Raw genomic sequence first — 20,270 nt, forward strand, 5'->3', positions numbered from 1 at the left:
AACCCCATGGCACTCCTTGATTTACCTCTCAAGCGCAAGCTGGCCAAGCAGGATCAACCCGAAGACGCCCTGACGGGAACCCCGGTTTCCCGCTTCTCACGGCATCTGATTCTCTGCCTGGTGGGGCTGGTGATGCTCTATCCGTTGATGTGGCTGATCTCCAGCTCGATGAAGCCCAGCAACGATATTTTTAGGCAGCTGGGTCTCTGGCCCGAAAACTGGGACTTCTCCAACTACGCCCAGGGCTGGACCGCGCTGGACCAGCCGTTCCACGTTTACCTGATCAACTCCATGATCGTGGTGATTTTCTCCATCGTCGGCAACATCTTCTCCTGCGCACTGGCCGCTTACGCCTTCGCGCGGATGGAGTTCACCGGGCGGAAGCTGTTCTTCGCCCTCATGCTGGGAACACTCATGCTGCCGGGCCACGTTCTTCTGGTTCCGCAGTACATCATCTTCTCCCAGCTCGGCTGGCTGGACACCTACCTGCCGCTGATCGTCCCCAACTTCATGGCCACCAATGCCTTCTTTATCTTCCTCATGGTGCAGTTCATGAAGTCTCTTCCCAAGGAATTGGACGATGCCGCCCAGATTGACGGCTGCGGCCCGTTCCGAACTTTCATCCGCGTCATTCTGCCCCTCTGCGTGCCGGCCATGGCCACCACGGCTATTTTCACGTTCATCTCCACATGGAACGAGTTCTTTGGTCCGCTGCTCTACATCCAGAACCAGGACCTCTACACCGTTCCCTTGGCCCTTCGCGCCTTCATGGACTCGGAAGGACAAAGCATGTGGGGCCCCATGTTCGCCATGTCAGTGGTGTCCATCGCCCCCATCATCGGTTTCTTCATTGCAGGGCAGAAGTACCTCATCAACGGAATTGCCACCACCGGCCTTAAGTAGGCCCCTCCCCCAGAGCAACACCAACAAGACAAGACAAAGGAGTTTTGCATGCGCCTGCGACGCCTGCTCGGCGCGGCCACCGCCGTCGTCATTCTTGGAAGCTTTACCGCTGTGCCTGCCAGGGCGGAGCCCATCCACAGCGGCACAGAATCACCGGCGGCACCGGCGGCCCTGTGGAAGCAACGTCCGGACGGTTTCGCGTCCCTTCCCGGCAACGGCCTGGACGGCACCACCGGAGGCCAGGCGGGGAGGCACGTGAGCGTTTCCTCGCTGGAGGAACTCACAGCCTATGCCGCTGCCGAGGAGCCGCTGGTGATCTTCCTCAAGGGCAGCATCATGGCCCAGGATTACGTCAAGATTCCGGTCGCATCGAACAAGAGCTTCATCGGTACGGGCGCGGGCGTGGAGCTGGTCAATGCCGGCTTCAAGCTCATCAACGTGTCCAACGTGATCTTCAGGAACTTCACAGTGCGCGATTCCTACATTCCCGGCGACTGGGACGGCAAACGCCCGGACAACGATCGTGACGGGATCCAACTCGACACCTCACACCATGTCTGGGTGGACCACATGAAGTTCGAGCGCATGGGCGACGGCATGATCGATACCCGCAAAGACTCGGACTACCTGACCTACTCGTGGAACGTGTTCGCGGACAACAACAAGGCCCTGGGCGTTGGCTGGACCAGCAACGCGGTCACCAAAATGACCATCCATCACAACTGGATCCGCAACACTGTCCAGCGGAACTTCAGCCTGGACAATACAGCGGCTGCGCACGTTTACAACAACTACCTGCAGGACATTGGCCAGTACGGAATGATGGGCCGCAACGCCGCCAAGGTGGTCCTGGAGGGCAACTACTTCACCTCGGTTGCCGATCCCGTGGTGGCCAAGGACCCTGCCACGGAAATCGTCAACCGTGACAACGTTTTTGATTCCACCCGCGGCCGCAAGGATAACGTGGGCATCGCGTTCGACCCCACGCAGTTCTATTCATACGCCAAGGACGACTCCTCCAGGGTTCCCGAACTGGTCACCGGCAGTGCCGGACCCCGCGAAAATAAAGCACCCAGCACGACGACGGAGGTCACGGTCGCGCTGGACGGCACCGGCGATTTCGGCAGCGTACAGGCGGCCATCGGTTCGATTCCTGTGGGCAACACACAACCCCGGACCATCACCATCGAGCCCGGCTTCTACCGGGAAGCGGTGAATGTCTGGGCCGACCGGCCCAACGTGACGCTGCAAGGAGCAACAGCCAACCCGGCCGACGTCGTCATTTCCTACGACACCCCTGCAAACGGAGCAAAGTTCTTCGGCGGAACCTGGGGTGCGGCCGGAAGTGCCACCCTCAACGTCCTGGCCGAACACACCACGGTCCGGAACCTCACAGTGGAAAACGCTTATGACGAGGCCGTTCACGGCGGTAGCCAGGCCCTCGCGGTGCGGACGGTGGCAGACAAGGTCACCTTCGACAACACCAGGTTCCTCGGCAACCAGGATACCTACCTCGCTGACACCACCGGCCGTGACGCCACTGCCCGCACCTACCTGAAAAACTGCTACATAGAAGGTGACGTGGACTTCCTTTACGGCCGGGGCACCGCAGTGTTTGAAGGCTGCACCATCCATTCGCTGGACCGCGGCAGCGACACGAACAACGGTTACATCGTGGCACCCAGCACCAAGGACTCCAACCCTTACGGCTTCCTGATCGTGGACAGCACCCTCACTTCGGACGCCGCACCCGGGACCGTCAGCTTGGGACGCCCTTGGTTTGCCAGCAGCGACCCCAACGCGCACCCCATGGCCGTCATCCGGGACTCGAACCTGGGCAGTCACATCGCTAAGCAGGGCTGGTCAGACATGAGTGGGCATGCTTGGACCGAGGGGCGCTTTGCTGAGTTCAACAACACCGGGCCGGGTGCATACATCAACGAGTTCCACCCCCAACTCACTCCGGAAGAGGCCCTGAAATTCACTAAGGACAGGTTCCTCGGTGACTGGACCCCGGCGGCAGGCGCTTGAGATGGCGGACGCACAGAGACCGAACATTCGACGCCGGACCCTCCTAACCGCTGGACTCGCAGCTGGCACTCTGGCTTCCACCGGCCTCTTCAGCCCAGCAATGGCGGCGCCGGCCACTGATGGTGCCCCATCCGGCGTCGATCCCCACGGTTGGGGCGAAGCCAGGTTGCCGGTGAACCGCGGGAGCGGCGGTTCCTGGACGTCGGCACCCGAGGGTTTCGCCGGCGTCGCAACCCACGGCCGCAACGGCACTACTGGTGGTGCGGGCGGCACGCTGGTCCACGCCAGAACGCCGGAACAACTCCGGGCTTTCGCGAAAAGTGCCGAGCCGCTGGTGGTGATCCTGCACGGCGAACTGGTGTTCGCGGAGTACGAGAAACTGACAGTGACTTCCAACAAGTCCTTCCTCGGCGCAGGCGCAGGGGCCGCAGTAGTCAATGCGGGTTTCAAACTGGTCAATGTCGCCAACGTCGTGTTCAGAAACTTTACGGTCCGGGACTCCTACATCCCCGGGGACTTTGTGGGGAAACGGCCTGACAATGACAGGGACGGGATCCAGGTGGACACCAGCACACACGTCTGGGTGGACCATATGCATTTCACCCGGCTGGGCGACGGCCTGGTGGATATCCGCAAGGACTGCGACAACGTCACGCTGTCCTGGAACGTCTTTTCAGACCACAACAAGGCACTCGGAGAGGGCTGGACGCAGAACGTGGTCACCCGGGTGACGCTGCATCACAACTGGATCCGGAACACGCACCAGCGCAACGCCAGCCTGGACAATACGGCAGCCGCGCATGTCTACAACAACTATCTGGAGAACATCTCCAGCTACGGCATGCTCGGGCGGAACGCTGCCTTGCTGCTGGTGGAAGGAAACTACTTCCGGGATGTCCGGGACCCGCTTCACCACCAGGGGCCCGGCGGTGCGCTGGTGGCCCGTCATAACGTATTCGAGGAGTGCACCGGGAACACCGGCCAGGAACGGGGCATGGCGTTCGACGTCCCCTACTCCTATGACCTGACGCCCACCAAGGCCGTTCCGGCGCGGGTACGTGCTTTCGGAGGACCGTTGGGCGGGACCGAGCCGGCGCTTCGGGACGTCATCACCGTGGCGTTGGACGGAACTGGCGATTTTGCCAGCATCCGGGCGGCCGTTGGCGCAATCCCTGCGAATAACCCACGAGCTGTCACGGTGCTACTGCAACCGGGAATTTACCACGAGCCCTCGGTTATCTGGGGTGACCTCCGGAACATCACCCTGGCCGGGGCAACGGGAAATGCGGAGGATGTGGTCCTGAGCAACAGCGAAGGCGTTACCTTGCTGGTGGCTGCGGACGGTTCCGCCCTGCGGGACCTCACCGTCACGTCCGACACCCCTCAGCCCGGGCATGTCCTGCTGGTCAGGGGCAGCGGAGTGAGCCGTTCCAACGTGGTGGTGCTGAACGGCACGTCCAACTAAGTAGCAGCAGTGCGCGTTTTGAGCTCTGAGAACGCGCTCTGCTGCTACCTACATGGGTGGCTACGCCTCGACGTCCGTGTTCACGATGTACACGTCGCAGGGAGCGCCGTGCGCCACGCTGTTGGCGATGCTGCCCAGGACGCGGCCGAGGCCCTTCATGCGCTTGTTGCCCACCACGATCAGCGAGGCGTTGTTGGTCTCGGCGTAGTTGATCAGGGCGTTGGCCGGAGTGCCGCGGGCTGCGAAGTACTTGATGTTGCCGGCAGGGACGTCCAGCTCTTCGGAGACCTTGCGGGCAACGTATTCCGCGGAGTCGGCCGAGGAAACGGTGATGCGGTCGCTGCCGCTGCCGAATTCTTCGATGCGGTCATCGGAGAAGCCACTGATCACATGCAGCTCGGCGCCGAGTGCCGTGGCGAGCTTCGCTGCTGCCACTGCTGCGCGCTTGGCCGTCTCGCTGCTGTCAACGCCGACCACAATAACTTCTGACATGAGTACTCCTGGTTGTGGGGATTTACTGGGTGCTGCTGCAAGAAATCTACACTCGATCACCCTTCGCCGGGATGACCCTTTTGCGCCGGGAGTGTTTACGGCCGGAATCACGGGGTAGGGATAAATCATCGGAACGACTACCCGACCGAAAGGCAACGCCATGAGCGACGAACCATTTTCCCCGCAGACCGCAATCGTCACAGGATCGGATTCCGGCATAGGAAAGGCCACCGCGGTGGCGTTGGCCAAGGCGGGCATGGATGTGGGGATCACTTGGCACTCGGACCAACAGGGCGCTGAGGAAACTGCGGAGGAGGTCCGCGGTCTGGGCCAGAAAGCAGTGGTGCACCAACTGGACACCAGGGATGCCCGTGGAACGGCCGCAGCAATTGACAATCTGGCTGAGGAACTTGGCGGCGTGGACGTCTTCGTCAACAACTCCGGAACCGGGGACGGCACCAAGTTCCTGGAGTTGGACTACGACACGTGGATGTCCACGTTGGATACCAACCTCAACGGCGCTTTCGTGGCCATGCAGACGGCAGCAAAGCGCATGGTGAAAGCCGGTCGAGGTGGGCGCATCATCGCGGTCACCAGCGTCCACGAGTTCCAGCCGAGAGTTGGGGCTTCGGCTTATGACGCGTCCAAGCATGGCCTGGGCGGCCTGATCAAGACCATGGCATTGGAACTCGCCCAGTACGGCATCACCGCCAACAACGTGGCACCCGGCGAAATCGCGACTCCCATGACGGGCCAGGAAGACGAGGATCCGAGGCAAAAGGACCGGCCGGGAGTCCCGTTGGGCCGACCCGGAGATGCCCGTGAAGTCGCCGCCGTCATCGCGTTCCTCGCCTCACCGGCCTCCAGCTATGTCAATGGCGCTTCGTGGCCAGTGGATGGCGGAATGCTGCAGATGGGACCGCAGGCAGGCTCGCACATCACCAGCAACGACTGGCGCGAAAGCTAAGCCTGCACCACCTCTGGCCGCACGGTGATCCGTGGGCTAGTCTGCATGAACGGCCTGCCTGGCGGGCCTGAAATTTCCAAAGATTCGTATGACGTTGATGAGGAGCACCATGGCTGGCCACACATATAGCGTTTCCGAAATTGTAGGAACTTCCACCGAAGGCGTTGACGACGCGATCAAGAATGGCATCGCAACAGCCTCCCAGACCCTGCGGAACCTGGACTGGTTTGAGGTCAAGGAAATCCGCGGCCACCTTGAAGACGGCGCAGTGGCCGACTGGCAGGTCACCATCAAGCTCGGTTTCCGCCTGGAGCGCTGAACAGCCTAGGCGCTGATCACCTTCTCCACGGGACGGCAGTTAATGACAGTTCCAGGTTGTCATTAACTGCCGTCTCGGCGTGCGGGTTCGGGTGCGTTGACGGGCTCGGTGCCTACGTCACCCAAGCTGAGAAGCGTTAAAGCGTCCGACGACGGCGAGCCGGCCTTCGCGGAATAGATCCTCAGCATCTGGTCGGGGTCGTCCGGGAGACTCAGCGTCTCAAAGTTCAGTTCGAGGTCGCCCACGATCGGGTGGTGCAACCGCACAGTGCCTGCGGATCTGGAGGCCACCCTGTGCCCGGCCCACCATTGCCGGAAATGCTCGCTGTGCACGGCGAGCTCTCCCACCAGTTGGTTGGTTTGGGGATCGTTGGGGTGCCGGCCCACATCCATGCGCAGGGCACCCACAGCTTCAGCAGCCACGGTCTTCCAATCCCTGAACAGCTGCCCCGCCGCGGGATCCAGGATGATCCAGCGCGTCAAATTCCGTTCCGGAGCCGGAAGTGACGGAAAGTCGGTGAAGAGCAGGTAAGCCATCCGGTTTCCGGCCAGCACGTCCGCCCGCCGCCCCAACACCATGGCTGGTACGTCTCCCACGGCGTCCAGCAACTGCCGGAGTGCGGGCCTCACCTTTTGAACGGGGCCGGGGTTGCCTGCGGAACTGGCGCAGTGCTCCAGCAGGTCCATCATGTGCGCCTGCTCCCCCGCGTCCAGTCGAAGTGCGCGGGCCACCGAGTCGAGGACGGCCTTGGACGGGTGGATGTTGCGGCCCTGCTCCAGACGTGTGTAGTAGTCGGTGCTCACTCCGGAAAGCCGGGCCACTTCCTCACGTCGGAGTCCGGGCACCCTGCGCGCACCACTGTTCTCCTGCGCTCCGGCGTCCTCGGGCGAGAGGCGGGCACGCATGACTTTGAGGAACTTACCGAACTCGGCGCTTTGACCCATCCGTCCATTCTGCCGTTCGAGGCGTGTGAAAGACCACCATTGTGGGTAGGACTACCAGACCTAGGAAAAACAGGATCAGGTTGGGTTGCTGACTCTGACCCCAAAAGTGAATAGGCTCGGTACAGAGCCTCCGAAAACGCTTTCTGGAGTGTCACCACCGTAATCGTTCCGTCGAAGGAGACCGTCATGCCAGAGCTGACATTGAACAACGGCGTCACCATTCCCCAGCTTGGATTCGGCGTCTTCCAAGTACCTGCAGGAGAAACGCAGAAGGTAGTGGAAGACGCCCTGGAAGCCGGCTACCGCCACATCGACACCGCAGCCGCGTACCGCAACGAGGCCGGAGTAGGTGCTGCTGTTGCCGCCTCCGGCATTCCCCGGGAGGAACTTTTCATCACCACCAAGCTCCGCAACGGCGAGCAGGGCGAGGCCTATGACGCCTTCCAACGCAGCCGCGACGCCTTGGGCCTTGAGGTCATTGACCTGTACCTGATCCACTGGCCTGTCCCTTCGCAGGGCCTCTACACGCAGGCGTGGAAGGAGATGGAGAAGCTGCATCAGGACAAGCAGATCCGGGCCATCGGCATTTCCAACTTCCTTCCCGACCACGTGGACGCACTGCTCAAGGAGGCAGAGGTGGTCCCGGCCGTCAACCAGATCGAAGTCCACCCAACGTTCCAGCAGGCCGAACTCGCCACCAAGTGCCGCGACCTGGGCATCGCCGTGGAGGCATACAGCCCGTTGGGCCAAGGCAAGGACCTGAACGCGGAGCAAGTGGCGCTGGTCGCCGCCGCCCACGGCACTACTCCTGCACAGGTGATCCTGGCCTGGCACCTCGCCCAGGGGACCATCGTGATTCCCAAGTCCGCGGACTCCAAGCGGATGCGTGAGAACTTCGGCGCAGCCGATCTCACTCTCACCGAATCGGAGCTGGCAGCTATTACGGCACTGGAGGCGGGTGCGCGCATCGGCTCCGATCCCGCCGTCGCAGCTTTCACCCAGCTCTAAAGCCCCACGAACAAAGCAAAGGACTCAACCACATGCAGTACACCCACCTGGGCCGTTCCGGCCTGAAAGTTTCCCGTCTTTGCCTGGGCACCATGAACTTCGGTCCGCAGACGGACGAGGCAACGGCACACTCCATCATGGACTCCGCACTGGACTCGGGCATCAATTTCTTTGACACCGCCAACGTGTACGGCGGCACCGAGCACCGCGGCTGGACAGAGGAAATCATCGGCCGCTGGTTCGCCAAGGGCGGCGAGCGCCGCGAGCGTACGGTCCTTGCCACCAAGTTGTACGGCACCATGACGGACCGGCCCAACGAGTCCAAGTTGTCGGCACTCAATATCCGCCGGGCACTGGATGCGAGCCTTAAGCGGCTGCAGACGGACTACATCGACATCTACCAGTTCCACCACATCGATCGCGATACGCCGTGGGATGAGATTTGGCAGGCAATCGAGGTGGGCGTCCAGCAGGGCAAGATCCTGTACTCGGGCAGCAGCAATTTTGCCGGCTGGCACATCGCCCAGGCGCAGGAAGCGGCGCGCCGGCGGAACTACACCGGGCTGGTCAGTGAGCAGTCCATTTACAACCTGTTCCGGCGCGAAGTGGAGCTTGAGGTCATTCCGGCTGCGCGGAACTATGGCCTGGGCCTGATTCCTTGGTCTCCGCTTCAGGGCGGGCTGTTGGGTGGCGTGCTGAAAAAGGAAGAGCAGGGTGTTCGCCGCGCTGAGGGCCGGGCATTGGAGACCCTCAAGAAGCACGAGGAGCAAATCCGCCAGTACGAGGATTTCGCGGACGAACTGGGCCACGCACCCGGGGATGTTGCGTTGGCTTGGCTTCTCCACCAGCCTGCGGTCACGGCCCCGATCGTTGGGCCGCGTACCCAGGAGCAGCTGGATGCGGGCATCCGCGCCTTGGACGTGACCTTGAACGAGGACGCCCTCAAGCGGCTGGACGACATCTTCCCGGGACACCGCCCCGCCCCCGAAGATTACGCCTGGTGAGCCTGATCCACCTTTCCGGGACTGCGGCGGACACCGTCTCACCACGGAACATCCTGTTCATCGGCGGCACGGGAGTCATCAGTGCGGCGGCGGCTGAACGCGCCGTCGCACTGGGCCACCGGCTGACCATCCTCAACAGGGGACGGTCAGCCGGGCGGCCGGTCCCCGACGGGGCGGAAGTGCTCCACGCGGATGTTCGGGATGCCGCCGCTGTACGTGAGGTACTTCAGGGAAGGGAGTTCGACGCCGTTGCGGACTTTATCTCCTACACCCCGGATCAGGCGCGGGCCGGGTTGGAATTGTTCCGCGGGCGGACCGGACAGTACGTCTTCATCAGTTCCGCTTCGGCCTACCAGAAGCCGCCCACAACACTGCCTATCCGGGAATCGACGCCCCTCAAGAACCCGTTCTGGCAGTATTCGCGGGACAAGATCGCCTGCGAGGAGGTGCTGTACGAGGCCTACCGTGAGCTGGACTTCCCGTTGACCGTGGTCCGGCCCTCCCACACCTATGACCGGACCAAGATCGCGATGGTGGGCGGTTGGACCGATATCCACCGGATGCGTGCGGGGATGCCCATCATGGTGCACGGTGATGGCACGTCGCTCTGGACGCTGACTCACAGCCGGGATTTCGCCAAGGCCTTTGTTGGTCTCTTGGGGCGGCCCCAAGCTGTGGGCGAGAGCTACACCATTACCTCGGACGAGTTCCTGCCGTGGAACCAGATTTACCGCCTGTTTGCTCGGGCAGCCGGGGTGGACGAACCGGAGCTGTTCCACGTTTCTTCGGACACGATTGCAGCCCACAGTCCCGAGCTCGGCCCCAACCTGTTGGGTGACCGCTCGCACTCCGTGGTGTTCGACAACTCCAAAATCAAAGCCCTTGTCCCTGATTACCGGGCCACGATTCCGTTCGCGGACGGTGCGCGAGAGATCGTGTCATGGCATGATCAGCATCCTGAGCTGCAGGTGGTTCACGAGGACTATATGGAGCTATGCGATCGGCTTTACGAAAGGAATGTGCGCGCATGACATCTGCCCCGCTCATTGAACTCAACGACGGCCACAAGATCCCCCAACTGGGCCTTGGCACGTGGCCGTTGAATGATGCCCAGGTTGCCGATGCCGTGGTGGAGGCGGTGTCGCACGGCTACCGGCACGTGGACACTGCAAAGAAGTACGGCAATGAGAAGGGCGTGGGCAACGGCATCCGCGCCTGTGGGGTGAGTCGCGAAGAACTCTTCATCACCACAAAACTAGATGGTGAATTCCAGGGTTCCGGAAAGGCCATTGCCGGGCTGGACGGCTGCTTGGAACGCTTGGGCCTGGAGTATGTAGACCTCCTTTTGATCCACTGGCCGCTCCCCCGCCGCGGTGAGTTCGTGTCCACCTGGAAGACCTTTGAGGAGCTGCAGAGCTCGGGCAAAGTGAGATCAATCGGTGTCTCCAACTTCAAGCCGGCCCACCTGGATCAGCTGTTGCGCGAAACGGATGTGGTGCCCGCGGTCAATCAGATCCAGGTCAGCCCCTCCATTCCCCGTACGGCTGCACGGGCTTTCAACCAGTCACATGGCATCATCACCGAGTCCTACAGCCCGCTGGGTGCCAGCAGCGATCTTTTGAATGCTCCCGTGCTGGCCGGCATCGGCGAAAAGTACGGTAAAACACCCGGCCAGGTGGTGCTGCGCTGGCATGTCCAGCAGGGCTTGGTGGCCATCCCCAAGACCTCCAATCCGCAGCGCATGAGGGAGAACCTGGACATCTTCGACTTCGAACTGGACCCCGATGACCTCACCAGGCTTCAAACCCTCGACGCCGGTCCGGACGCCGGCGTGGACTCCGACGTTCAGGGCCACTGACCATGGTTAGCCAGGAAACACTGATCTGGGTTGGTTCGTACACTGCCGACAGGAATGGCAAGGGCGAGGGCATCGCCGCACTTTCGGCTGATGACAATGGCCAGCTGACGTCCCTTGGCCTGGCGGTCCCCGCCAACTCACCATCATTCCTCGCACTGCATCCGACGCTCCCGGTGGTCTACGCCGTCGCCGAGGAAGGTAAGACCGTGCGGGCGTATCGCCGGACCGGCGACGCTGAGTTGGAGGCCTTCGGCGATCCTTGGCCCGCCGGTGAAGCAACGTGCCACGTGGCGGCTGATCCACAGGGACGTTTCATTGTGGCAACGTGCTGGGGCGACGGTCAGGTCATCCTTTACGAACTGGACGACGACGGCGCCATCACCTCGCGCACCAACGCGGCAGCCGCCGTCGATCCCCACTCTGCAACGACTCCGGACGGGGAGCGACCCAGCCGCGCGCACTCAAGCCTGATGCTGCCGGATGGCCGTGTGATGACCACGGACCTGGGACATGACCTGGTGAGGGTGTGGCGGTACGCGCCGGGCGAAGGCCTGCAGTTGGATCATCAGGTGATCCTGCCCAAGGGTTCCGGGCCACGGCACATGGCCCGCCATCACAGCGGAACCGTTGTGGTGGACACCGAATATTCAGTGGAAGTGGCAGCACTTCAGATGGAACCGGACGGTACTTACAGGCTGGCAACCATAGTTACGGCGAGCGCCACGGGTGCCAAAGAAGGCGACGCCGGAGCGGAGATCGCGTTGTCTCCCGACGGCCGTTTCGCGTATGTGGGCGTTCGCGGGTCCAACTCCATTTGCGTGGTGAAGGTATCCAACGGCGGGGCTGAACTGGAGCCCGTCGGGGAGGTACCGTGCGGCGGTGAGTGGCCGCGCCACCACTTGGTCCGCGAAGGCTGGCTGTACGTCGCCAACGAAGGCTCGGACGACGTCGTGAGCTTCAGGCTGGACCCGGCAACCGGACTGCCGGACGGTCCCGTGAGCCGTGTGGAGACGGGCTCTCCCAGCGTTCTGGTCCCCGCCGGTTAACTGACGCCGAGATGGCACTTGATGACAATCATCCGCTCAGACATTGTCATGTTGTGCCATCTCGGCGGGTCTTTTCAGGCTGTCCAGACCTCGACGTCGTCCGTTCCACAGATGAGCCTGCGGCCGGTCGGTTCGAGGATGACCCAGAGCAGTTCCTGGTGCTTGGAAACATCGTCCACGCGGCCGGTCCCGGCGCCCCACGCGACGTCGTAGATCCATACGGGATCGCCCGCGGCGAGCTCAGTCCACTCGGCCGCCGGCACGTGGCGGTAGTCGGCGGGCCTGTTCAGGATGGTGCTGGTCATGCCGACGCTTCAGCGGCGGTGCGGCGCCGCCAGACGGTGGGTACACCCTGGTGGGCCGGGAGGATGTGGCCTTCCGCGAAAACCTGGACGGCATCCGGATCGGAGTCCGGGCTCCAGAGACCCGACGCCGGGCAGTGGGAACCGGTAGGCATGACGCGGGTGGCTCGTTCGCGCAGGAGGGCGATGCTCTTCATCGTTGAAACTCATCCTTGGGGATAGATCGGGGGTGTTTTGTGAAGCAGATCTCTTCAACCCTATGCAAGTCATACGGGCTTGGTTATGGACGGATGCATAGCGTTTTGGAATGTGGCCATGCAAAGGCACAGTGAAAATCCCGCACGCTTTCGGGTAGAGCGCATGCAAACGCTTCCAGAAAGATAGTTCTGGCGAGATCCTTCACAATTCGAAATACCCGGAACTCGTGGATTAAGCATACGGAAGCGCTTACAGTTGTGACTTGTCCCACAACACCTATATGCCACAGCACTGTCGCTTAGCGGAAGGTTTCATCACTTGCTATCTCGCAGCTATAGATCCAACGACTGCCCCCAGCGCCCACCACTGAACCGGATCGCCGCCGTCCTCATGACGACGGCGGTACTCACCGCCTCGGCCGTCCTCCCCGCAGGCGCCGCTCCCGTCCCCACGCCCGACCCCGCCGCCCAGCACTCCATCCGCGGCGGTATCAGCGATCAGAACTTCTACTTCGTCATGGCCGACCGCTTCAACAACGGTACAGCCGCCAACGACGACGGCGGGCTGGGTTCCGATCCGATGGTGTCCGGCTTCGATCCCAGCCGTAAGGGGTTCTTCAACGGCGGGGACTTGAAGGGTCTCCAAGACCAGTTGGACTACATCCAGGGGCTGGGCACCAACTCTCTCTGGCTCACACCAAGCTTCAAGAACAAGGCGGTCCAAGGCGACGGCACCCTGGCAAACAGTTCAGCCGGTTACCACGGGTACTGGGTCACGGACTTCACGCAGATCGACCCCCACCTTGGCACCAATGCCGAGCTGAAGACGCTCATTGACGCCGCCCACGCACGTGGCATGAAGGTGTACTTCGACATCATCACCAACCACACCGCGGACGTCATCCAGTACCAGGAAACCGCCTCGGCGCCCTACATCTCCAAAGAAACCGAGCCTTACCGAACCGCTGCGGGCGAGGTCTTCGATGACCGCGACTACGCGGGAACGCAAGACTTCCCGGCCCTGGATGCCGCCACGTCCTTCCCGTACACACCTGTGGTCCCGGACGCGGAGAAAGAGGTCAAGGTTCCGTCCTGGCTGAACGACCCCACGCTCTATCACAACCGCGGCAACACCAACTTTGCCGGCGAGGACTCCCTTTATGGCGACTTCTTCGGCCTGGACGACCTCTTCACCGAGAACCCCAAAGTGGTCAACGGAATGATGGACGTCTACAAAACCTGGATCCGCGACTTCGGGATCGACGGTTTCCGCATCGACACCATGAAGCACGTCAATGACGAGTTCTGGCAGCAGTTCGGACCCCAGGTTCTCAGCTACGCCAAGGAACAGGGCAAGGACGAGTTCTTCATGTTCGGCGAGGTCTTCGATACCTCCAAGAGCATCACATCCAAATTCACCACCAGGAACCAGATGCAGGCCGTGCTGGATTTCGGGTTCCAAGGCGCAGCCCGCAGCTTCGCGTCCCAGAGCAGCAAAGCCACCGGCTTGGCGGACTTCTTCAACGGGGATGACTGGTACACGGACGCCGACTCCAACGTCTACCAATTGCCCACCTTCCTGGGTAACCACGACATGGGCCGCATCGGCACCTTCATCGCCCAAGACAACCCGGGCGCGTCCGACGCCGAACTAGTGGAACGCGACGAGCTCGCCCATGAGCTGATGTACTTCTCGCGCGGCAACCCCGTGATCTACTACGGCGACGAGCAAGGCTTCACCGGGGCCGGCGGAGACCAGGACTCGCGGCAGACCATGTTCGCCAGCAAGGTCCAGGAGTATCTGGATGATGATCTCCTGGGGACCAGCTCCACGCACGCCACTGACAACTTCGACACCCACCACCCGCTGTACAAGAAAATCAGTGAACTCGCGGCCCTCGCAGCTGAACACCCCACGCTCCGAAGCGGTGCCCAGCAAAACCGCTACGCAGCCGACGGCGCCGGCATCTACGCGTTCTCACGCATTGATGCCAAAGAGCAGCGCGAGTACATCGTGGCAGTGAACAACAGCGAGACAGCCCAGACCGCGGCGATCCCCACATATGAAGCGAAACAGCCGTTCAAACTGGTTTATGGTGACGCCGCCAAGAACGCCAAAACCGGACAGGACGCCACACTGACCGTCACCGTACCGCCGCTTTCCACTGTGGTGTATGAAGCAGCGGGGCGACTGGCCAAGTCCAAGGCGGCGCCCGGCGTCGTGCTTAAGAAGCCGGTCACCGCAGCTGGTGACGCCAGCCGCCTGAAGGTAACGGCCGACGTCGACGGTAACTCGTTCTATGAGGTCACTTTCCAAGCGCGCACGGCTGGTGGCGAGTGGACGGCGATCGGCACGGATGACAACGCCCCCTATCAGGTGTTCCATGACGTGTCGTCCCTGGAGCCGGGGGCCTCGGTGGAGTACCGCGCGGTGGTGTTGGGTAACCGCGGGCAGACGTCGGCGAGTGAGCCGAAGAGCGGAGTGGTGGGTGAGCCCACCCAGCCCGAAACCGTCACTGTGGCCGGCAGCCTCAACACCGAGTTGGGCTGTGCCGAGGACTGGCAGCCCAGTTGCGAACAGGGGCTCATGAGCTACGAGCCGACGCATCGGCTGTGGCAGCTGAGCGTGCCCAACCTTCCCGCGGGAACGTACGAGTTCAAGGCTGCGCTCAACGGCACCTGGGACGAAAACTACGGCGCAGGCGGTGAGCTCGACGGCCCCAACGTGGCGTTCACGCACACAGGCGGCGCCGTCACGTTCCTGTACGACCACGCCACCAATCTCATCAGCGCAGTCACCGCGGGCCAGCAGCCTGCAGCCGTTTCCGTGCCGGGAAGCCTGAACTCCGAGCTCGGTTGCGCTGGCGATTGGATGCCCGATTGCGCCCAGGCCCAGTTGTCCTTGGACGCCGCTGACGGACTCTGGAAGCTCTCCGTGCCCAACCTGGCCGCCGGCAGCTACGAGTTCAAGGCCGCCATCAACGGCTCCTGGGCTGAGAACTACGGCCTGGCCGGAGCCCCCAACGGCAGCAACATCGCGTTGAAGCACGACGGCGGCCCGGTCACCCTCCGGTACGACCCCGCCAGCCACCTGGTGACTGTCCGCTGACCCACCTGTCCGCTAACCCAAGTAAGTAGCAGTTGAGGCCGTTTTGAACGCTCAAAACGGCCTCAACTGCTATTCAGATGGGCTACTTGTAGCTCAGGCTCAGGAACATCGCCTTCAGCTGGGCATACTGCGCCGTATTCATCCAGGCCTTGGCCGCCTCCGGGGTTGCGAAGGCTGGCTGCTTGGCGGGATCGAACACCGCGTAAGCACTCATGATGCCGTTTGGTACGCGGACCTGGTTGGTCCCGGAGGAACTTACTCCGGCCTTGAGCTCGGAGGACACCCGTACATCCATGATGTACGTCGGAGGTCCATCGGCAGGTCCCGTTCGGGGTGAGGGCATTCCCTCGTAGGGGGGCCCTTCGTAGGGAATGTACTGTGACTGGTTAGAGGAGAAACCGAACTCCACCAGCTCACCCGAGTTGTCGCGAACGCCCGGCACTACGGCCCGGTCCAGAATGGTTCGGTCCACCAAACCAGCAGTCCCATCCGCGTAGTTTCCATTGAACACACGGGCTACCTCTGCCCCAGCGGCATCAAAGACAGTCACAATGCGCGAGGCTTCCGCAGTCCCGGGAGGATCGAATGGTCCTTGGTCCGCCCTGACACTCCAGCCGACCGGATAGGTGAAGGACAAATGCCCGTCCGGGAAGGTATAGGTCTGGCTGGTGGGTGCCTGCACGGGTGGCACCACTGGCGCAGAGGCCACTGCTGGGGGTGTGGTGGGTGCGGGCGGGGTGGTCACCGGCGCGGCCACCGTGGGCGTCGCTGACGGCGTCGCCGAAGGTGTCGCAGTGGGCGTGGGCGTCGGGGTGACGGTAGGCGTGGGCGTGGAGCTTTGGAGTGTCACAGCGGGCAAGGGATTGGAACTGACTGTCTCGAAGCTTGAGGCAACCAGCACCCCCGCAGTCACGGCAGCAGCGCCGAGCAATAGCCCGCCCGCAATCTGAGCCTTGCGGCGCCTGCGCTGTTCCAGGGACGTCACTGCCGCGAGTGGGCTGTTGTCGCTGAACACGGTGGTGCCGGAAAGGATTTTGTGCAGCGCTTCTTCGCCGTTGGGTTCCGCCACTGGCTCGATAGTGAGCGGGTCAATCGCTGATATCTGGTTCTTGATCGGATCCATTGTCTTCAGACCCCCATCTTCTGTGTAGTCGAGTTGGCCCCTGCAGGCAGATGTTTCCGGAACGCAGTGCGGGCCCGGTGAAGGCGGACTTTTGCCGCCGATTCGCTGCACTGCAGCACTTTCGCGATGTCGGCAATCCCCAGGTCGTCCCAGTAGGCCATCTGCAAAATGTCGCGGTCCTTTTCCCGCAGTGCTTCCATTGCGTCCTGGACAGCAACATTCTCGGAGTCGCCACCAAAGCGCTGGACCGCCGTCGTCCGCAGCTTTTCCTGCAACGCCAGGCGCCTGTCGCGGCTCCTGTACGCATTTCCCACAAGGTTCCTTGCAACCGTCAGGAGGTACGGAAGGTCCGGGTGTGAGTCATCGCTCCACTTCTGCCATACGACGCGGAAAACGTCGGCCGCGATTTCCTCAGCTACGTCCGCGGATTCAACACGTCGGCAGACGAACTTGAACACGGATGGGTAGCTGTCTTTGTGAATGGCGATGAACGCCAATTCGCGCTCTGAAAGCACGATTGTTCCCCCTGGTAATTAGAGCCCTGAACTGCAGGATACTTGTATAGTTTCCGGCCGGGCTGCCAAGGTTACATGGGTGGCAAGTTTCTTCCGGCGTCCACGATAGATTCGATGCAGCAACCCCGGACCCCGAACGAAGGCGTGAACAGGCAATGGTGGAAATAGGACCCGCAGCGGACTGGGCCCGCAAGCAGGTAGAGCTCAAACGCGTGCCGGTCGCGGTGCTGGGCATTGCCTCAAGCCAAGGCATTGAGGACATTGTGGCGTTCGGTTCCGACGACGGCCGGCATGCTGCAGTCGATGATCACTTTGCGCTGTTCTCGGTCACCAAACCGATCACGGCCCTGACGGTCATGCGGCAAGTTGAGTTGGGGAAACTCTCGCTTGGCGCCTCGCTGGGTGACGCCCTGCCGGGCTTTGGCACCGGCCGCACGGATACCGTGACGCTTGAGCAGCTACTCAGCCACCGATCCGGAATTTCAGACCCGGCGCTCGACGGCGGCACTCCCCTCCGCGAAGCCCTCACCGCCGCGGATCAAGCCTTTTACGCCGGATCTCTGGTGCAATACTGCAACATCGCCTTTGAGGGTGCAGCGGCGATGGCCGAGTGGTCAGGCGGAGTTCCGTTCGAGAACCAGCTCCTGGCTTTGGCCGCCGATACCGGGGCGCACGGGCTCACGTTCAACACGGATTCCAACCCGCACACCGTCCACGGCGCCTACGCAGCTGGCCTTGATATCCAGGCCATGTACAAAAACAGGCATCCAGGAGCCGGGCTCTTTGGAACGGCCGCAGACCTACTTAATCTGGGTTCAGAGCTGCTGGGGGGTTCCGGGAAAACCGTCCGGCCCGCAACTCTTGCCGCCATGCGCCGCCCCCGGACCACAGAGGTTTCGCACATCACCACCCGGCCCCAGCCCCTACGCCACACCGGACTGGGCTTCCAGATGCCCGCCAATGAGTCCGAGCTGTTCGCGCAGGGGATTTATGGGCATCCGGGCTGGTCAGGCACTGAGTGGTGGATGCTCCCCGAGCAGGACCGCTGCGTGGTGTTCCTGACCAACGTGCTGGACACCCCGGACCTTGGTGTGGACACCAACGAGCTTTTCAACGCAGTGGCGGTCTCCTAGCTGATACGGCCCAGACGATCACGAACAGTCCCACCAGGATCAGGCCCGCGTCGCCAAGGTCAATGCTACCGAGCCACGTGGTCAGCGGATCTTCGAGTTCAAAGGCGGCGTTGATGAAGCCACCCAGTGTGATCACGGAGATGAACAGCGCAGATACAGCAGAGATGCCGGTGATCAGGGCGTTGAAGCCGAGCTTGCGGCGCGGGTTGTGGATGGCTGATCTGTACATCTTCATCATGGCCACGCCGTTGGCTGAATCGCACAGGGTCATGGCCGCGGTGAACGCGAGCGGAAGGGCCATCAAGGCGAGGGGCGAGACACCGGCGAGTGACGCCGTCGTGGTGATGACCAGCAGTCCGATGGTGGTGGCGGTGTCGAACCCCAGGCCGAACAGGAAACCGATCACGTAGATGTTCCGCGGCCGCTCCACTTTGGACAGCGGTTTGGCGAGCAGCCGGGCAACAAAGCCTTTCGCTTCAAGGTCTTCGGGCCGCACATCACCTCCCCGCTGTACCTGACGGTATACGCTGGTCGCCCGCACAAACGCGGAGCCGTTGAACAAGCCCATCGCCAGCAGGAACAACCCCGAGACTCCACTGCCGATCAGGCCCAGCACCTTGTTACCGGTGGTGCCGTCCTCCATGAACTGCCCGATCAAGGTGGCACCCGCCACCACCAGCAGCCCGGCGAGGATCACCACGGAGCTGTGACCCAGGCTGAATGCAAAACCCACACTCACGGGGTCTCTGTGCTGCGCCACGAATTTGCGCGTGGAGTTATCTATGGCGGCGATGTGGTCCCAGTCGTAACTGTGCTTGATGCCGGCCACGTACGCGGTGATCACCAGCCCGAGCGCCAGCGGCTGCGCGCCACCTGCGGTGCCAACAAGCAACAGCACGACGGCGGCAAGATGCAAAGCGGCTACGGCACCGAAAGTGAACAGCAGCCGGGTCCGCAGGGACAACGTCTCCCGCTCCCGGTACATGGTGGCGAACTCGGTCAGCGCAGTCATCAGTACTTCCTCAGGTTCAAGGGCGCCTGCCCATACCAACGTTCCCGCAGGACGCCGGTGCACGCACCCAGCAATTTGTTGAGTTCCTCAGTGCTGTTGGACAACGATCGCAGCACAAGCCCGGTACTCCCGGCAATAGTCATGGTCAAAGAAACTCCGGTGTACGCGTCAAAATCACGGGTCATGACGTGCATCTCGTCAGCGAGCCCTTGATCAACCCGCGGATCCACCACCACTAACGAGCCCAGATGGCTGAAGCCCTCCATGAACCCCATCCCGGTCACGTCGTTGAGAGGTGGCCTGATCAGGAGGTTGTCCAGCGCCAACAGCTTCGCACCGTTCTCCCCCTCTACCCAGATCTCGTTGCGCAGCCGCACCTCCTCATACTTGAAGGACGCGCCGTCCGGCGACCACCCCGGCGTGATGACCTCAGCCATGACGAGGCTCGACGTCGGGTGGAGACTGATGCGCGAATTCTGCCGATAGCTCGCCTCCCGGTACGCGATTAACTGGTCGGGCATCAGCTCCAGCCGCGAGCCCTCCCCCATTTTGATGGTCATCCGCTGCTCAGCGAACGACCCCGGAGTCCTGTACACCTTGGTGGCCGATTGCGTGGTCAGCAACAGCTCAGCCCCCGCCTCAACCTCCACGTCAATAACAAACAGATCAGCCCCAAGATACGCACCCCCGGGATTGACCATGACATAACAAACCTGCCCGGACCCATCCAAGTAATGCGGCCTGAGCACCCGTAGCGCGCCCTCATGGAACTGCCGCGAAGCAACGGACCTCCCGCCCCGCACAGAAACCCCAAGCTCCAACCGCCCCCGCACCCCCCGCTC

20 protein-coding genes are annotated in these 20,270 nt (G+C 62.2%); 12 read left to right on the forward strand and 8 right to left on the reverse strand.

Going from position 1 to position 20,270, the window contains the following annotated elements; translation table 11 throughout:
• Positions 1-6 precede the first annotated feature (6 nt).
• From EU811_RS03385 to EU811_RS03395, 3 genes are read left to right on the forward strand one after another with little or no spacing between them, the layout of a single operon-like run.
• Entirely contained in the window at positions 7-903 is an 897-nt protein-coding gene (locus tag EU811_RS03385; RefSeq protein WP_062070981.1) for a carbohydrate ABC transporter permease, read from the forward strand.
• Between the two features lie 48 nt (positions 904-951).
• The gene (locus EU811_RS03390) at positions 952-2,934 is read left to right on the forward strand and encodes a pectinesterase family protein (RefSeq protein WP_142937088.1); all 1,983 of its coding nucleotides are present in this window, start codon (positions 952-954) and stop codon (positions 2,932-2,934) included.
• A 1-nt stretch (position 2,935) separates the two neighbouring features.
• On the forward strand, positions 2,936-4,399 hold the full coding sequence (locus EU811_RS03395; protein WP_142937089.1) for a pectate lyase family protein: 1,464 nt from the start codon (positions 2,936-2,938) through the stop codon (positions 4,397-4,399).
• Positions 4,400-4,459: 60 nt separating this feature from the next.
• Here the strand turns inward: EU811_RS03395 and EU811_RS03400 are convergent, their stop codons facing one another.
• On the reverse strand, positions 4,460-4,891 hold the full coding sequence (locus tag EU811_RS03400) for a universal stress protein (protein ID WP_017197055.1): 432 nt from the start codon (positions 4,889-4,891) through the stop codon (positions 4,460-4,462).
• Between the two features lie 160 nt (positions 4,892-5,051).
• On the opposite strand from EU811_RS03400, the gene EU811_RS03405 reads away from it, so the two are divergent.
• Both EU811_RS03405 and EU811_RS03410 read left to right on the forward strand, forming a co-directional pair.
• Complete coding sequence (locus tag EU811_RS03405; protein ID WP_142937090.1) at positions 5,052-5,858, forward strand: SDR family oxidoreductase; 807 nt, start codon at positions 5,052-5,054, stop codon at positions 5,856-5,858.
• Positions 5,859-5,967: 109 nt separating this feature from the next.
• Positions 5,968-6,177, forward strand: a complete 210-nt coding sequence (locus EU811_RS03410; protein WP_011773002.1) for a dodecin — start codon at positions 5,968-5,970, stop codon at positions 6,175-6,177.
• Positions 6,178-6,239: 62 nt separating this feature from the next.
• On the opposite strand, the gene EU811_RS03415 is transcribed toward EU811_RS03410, so the two are convergent.
• Positions 6,240-7,121: a helix-turn-helix transcriptional regulator gene (locus EU811_RS03415; RefSeq protein WP_142937091.1), complete on the reverse strand. Its 882-nt coding sequence runs from the start codon at positions 7,119-7,121 to the stop codon at positions 6,240-6,242.
• Between the two features lie 186 nt (positions 7,122-7,307).
• Here EU811_RS03415 and EU811_RS03420 point away from each other — a divergent pair, with 186 nt between their 5' ends.
• From EU811_RS03420 to EU811_RS03440, 5 genes are read left to right on the forward strand one after another with little or no spacing between them, the layout of a single operon-like run.
• Positions 7,308-8,129, forward strand: a complete 822-nt coding sequence (locus tag EU811_RS03420; RefSeq protein ID WP_142937092.1) for an aldo/keto reductase — start codon at positions 7,308-7,310, stop codon at positions 8,127-8,129.
• Between the two features lie 32 nt (positions 8,130-8,161).
• Entirely contained in the window at positions 8,162-9,133 is a 972-nt protein-coding gene (locus tag EU811_RS03425; RefSeq protein ID WP_142937093.1) for an aldo/keto reductase, read from the forward strand.
• A complete protein-coding gene (locus EU811_RS03430) occupies positions 9,130-10,164 on the forward strand; it encodes an NAD-dependent epimerase/dehydratase family protein (RefSeq protein WP_446698034.1) in 1,035 nt (344 codons plus the stop codon). Before EU811_RS03425 ends, EU811_RS03430 begins: the two co-directional genes overlap by 4 nt.
• Positions 10,161-10,991, forward strand: coding sequence for an aldo/keto reductase (locus tag EU811_RS03435; RefSeq protein ID WP_142937094.1), 831 nt, complete (start codon positions 10,161-10,163; stop codon positions 10,989-10,991). Before EU811_RS03430 ends, EU811_RS03435 begins: the two co-directional genes overlap by 4 nt.
• Positions 10,992-10,993: 2 nt before the next feature.
• Positions 10,994-12,037, forward strand: coding sequence for a lactonase family protein (locus tag EU811_RS03440; protein WP_187697069.1), 1,044 nt, complete (start codon positions 10,994-10,996; stop codon positions 12,035-12,037).
• A gap of 74 nt (positions 12,038-12,111) precedes the next feature.
• Here EU811_RS03440 and EU811_RS03445 read toward each other — a convergent pair whose 3' ends face one another.
• Both EU811_RS03445 and EU811_RS03450 read right to left on the reverse strand, forming a co-directional pair.
• Entirely contained in the window at positions 12,112-12,342 is a 231-nt protein-coding gene (locus EU811_RS03445; RefSeq protein ID WP_142937095.1) for a hypothetical protein, read from the reverse strand.
• A complete protein-coding gene (locus EU811_RS03450; RefSeq protein WP_142937096.1) occupies positions 12,339-12,536 on the reverse strand; it encodes a hypothetical protein in 198 nt (65 codons plus the stop codon). Before EU811_RS03450 ends, EU811_RS03445 begins: the two co-directional genes overlap by 4 nt.
• A 319-nt stretch (positions 12,537-12,855) precedes the next feature.
• On the opposite strand from EU811_RS03450, the gene EU811_RS03455 reads away from it, so the two are divergent.
• On the forward strand, positions 12,856-15,645 hold the full coding sequence (locus tag EU811_RS03455) for an alpha-amylase family glycosyl hydrolase (protein WP_142937097.1): 2,790 nt from the start codon (positions 12,856-12,858) through the stop codon (positions 15,643-15,645).
• An 82-nt stretch (positions 15,646-15,727) separates the two neighbouring features.
• Here EU811_RS03455 and EU811_RS03460 read toward each other — a convergent pair whose 3' ends face one another.
• Both EU811_RS03460 and EU811_RS03465 read right to left on the reverse strand, forming a co-directional pair.
• Entirely contained in the window at positions 15,728-16,768 is a 1,041-nt protein-coding gene (locus EU811_RS03460; protein ID WP_142937098.1) for a hypothetical protein, read from the reverse strand.
• A 5-nt stretch (positions 16,769-16,773) separates the two neighbouring features.
• Complete coding sequence (locus tag EU811_RS03465) at positions 16,774-17,283, reverse strand: RNA polymerase sigma factor (protein ID WP_142937099.1); 510 nt, start codon at positions 17,281-17,283, stop codon at positions 16,774-16,776.
• 155 nt (positions 17,284-17,438) lie between these two features.
• On the opposite strand from EU811_RS03465, the gene EU811_RS03470 reads away from it, so the two are divergent.
• Positions 17,439-18,416, forward strand: a complete 978-nt coding sequence (locus EU811_RS03470) for a serine hydrolase domain-containing protein (RefSeq protein ID WP_142937100.1) — start codon at positions 17,439-17,441, stop codon at positions 18,414-18,416.
• Here the strand turns inward: EU811_RS03470 and EU811_RS03475 are convergent.
• Both EU811_RS03475 and EU811_RS03480 read right to left on the reverse strand, forming a co-directional pair.
• Positions 18,394-19,428, reverse strand: coding sequence for a HoxN/HupN/NixA family nickel/cobalt transporter (locus tag EU811_RS03475; RefSeq protein ID WP_142937101.1), 1,035 nt, complete (start codon positions 19,426-19,428; stop codon positions 18,394-18,396). The genes EU811_RS03470 and EU811_RS03475 overlap by 23 nt on opposite strands.
• Positions 19,428-20,270, reverse strand: an 843-nt coding sequence (locus EU811_RS03480) for an urease accessory protein UreD (RefSeq protein ID WP_446698035.1), incomplete at its 5' end; no start/stop codon positions are given. The genes EU811_RS03475 and EU811_RS03480, both read right to left, overlap by 1 nt.

Source organism: Arthrobacter sp. TS-15 (assembly GCF_006964045.1).
Lineage (GTDB): Bacteria > Actinomycetota > Actinomycetes > Actinomycetales > Micrococcaceae > Arthrobacter.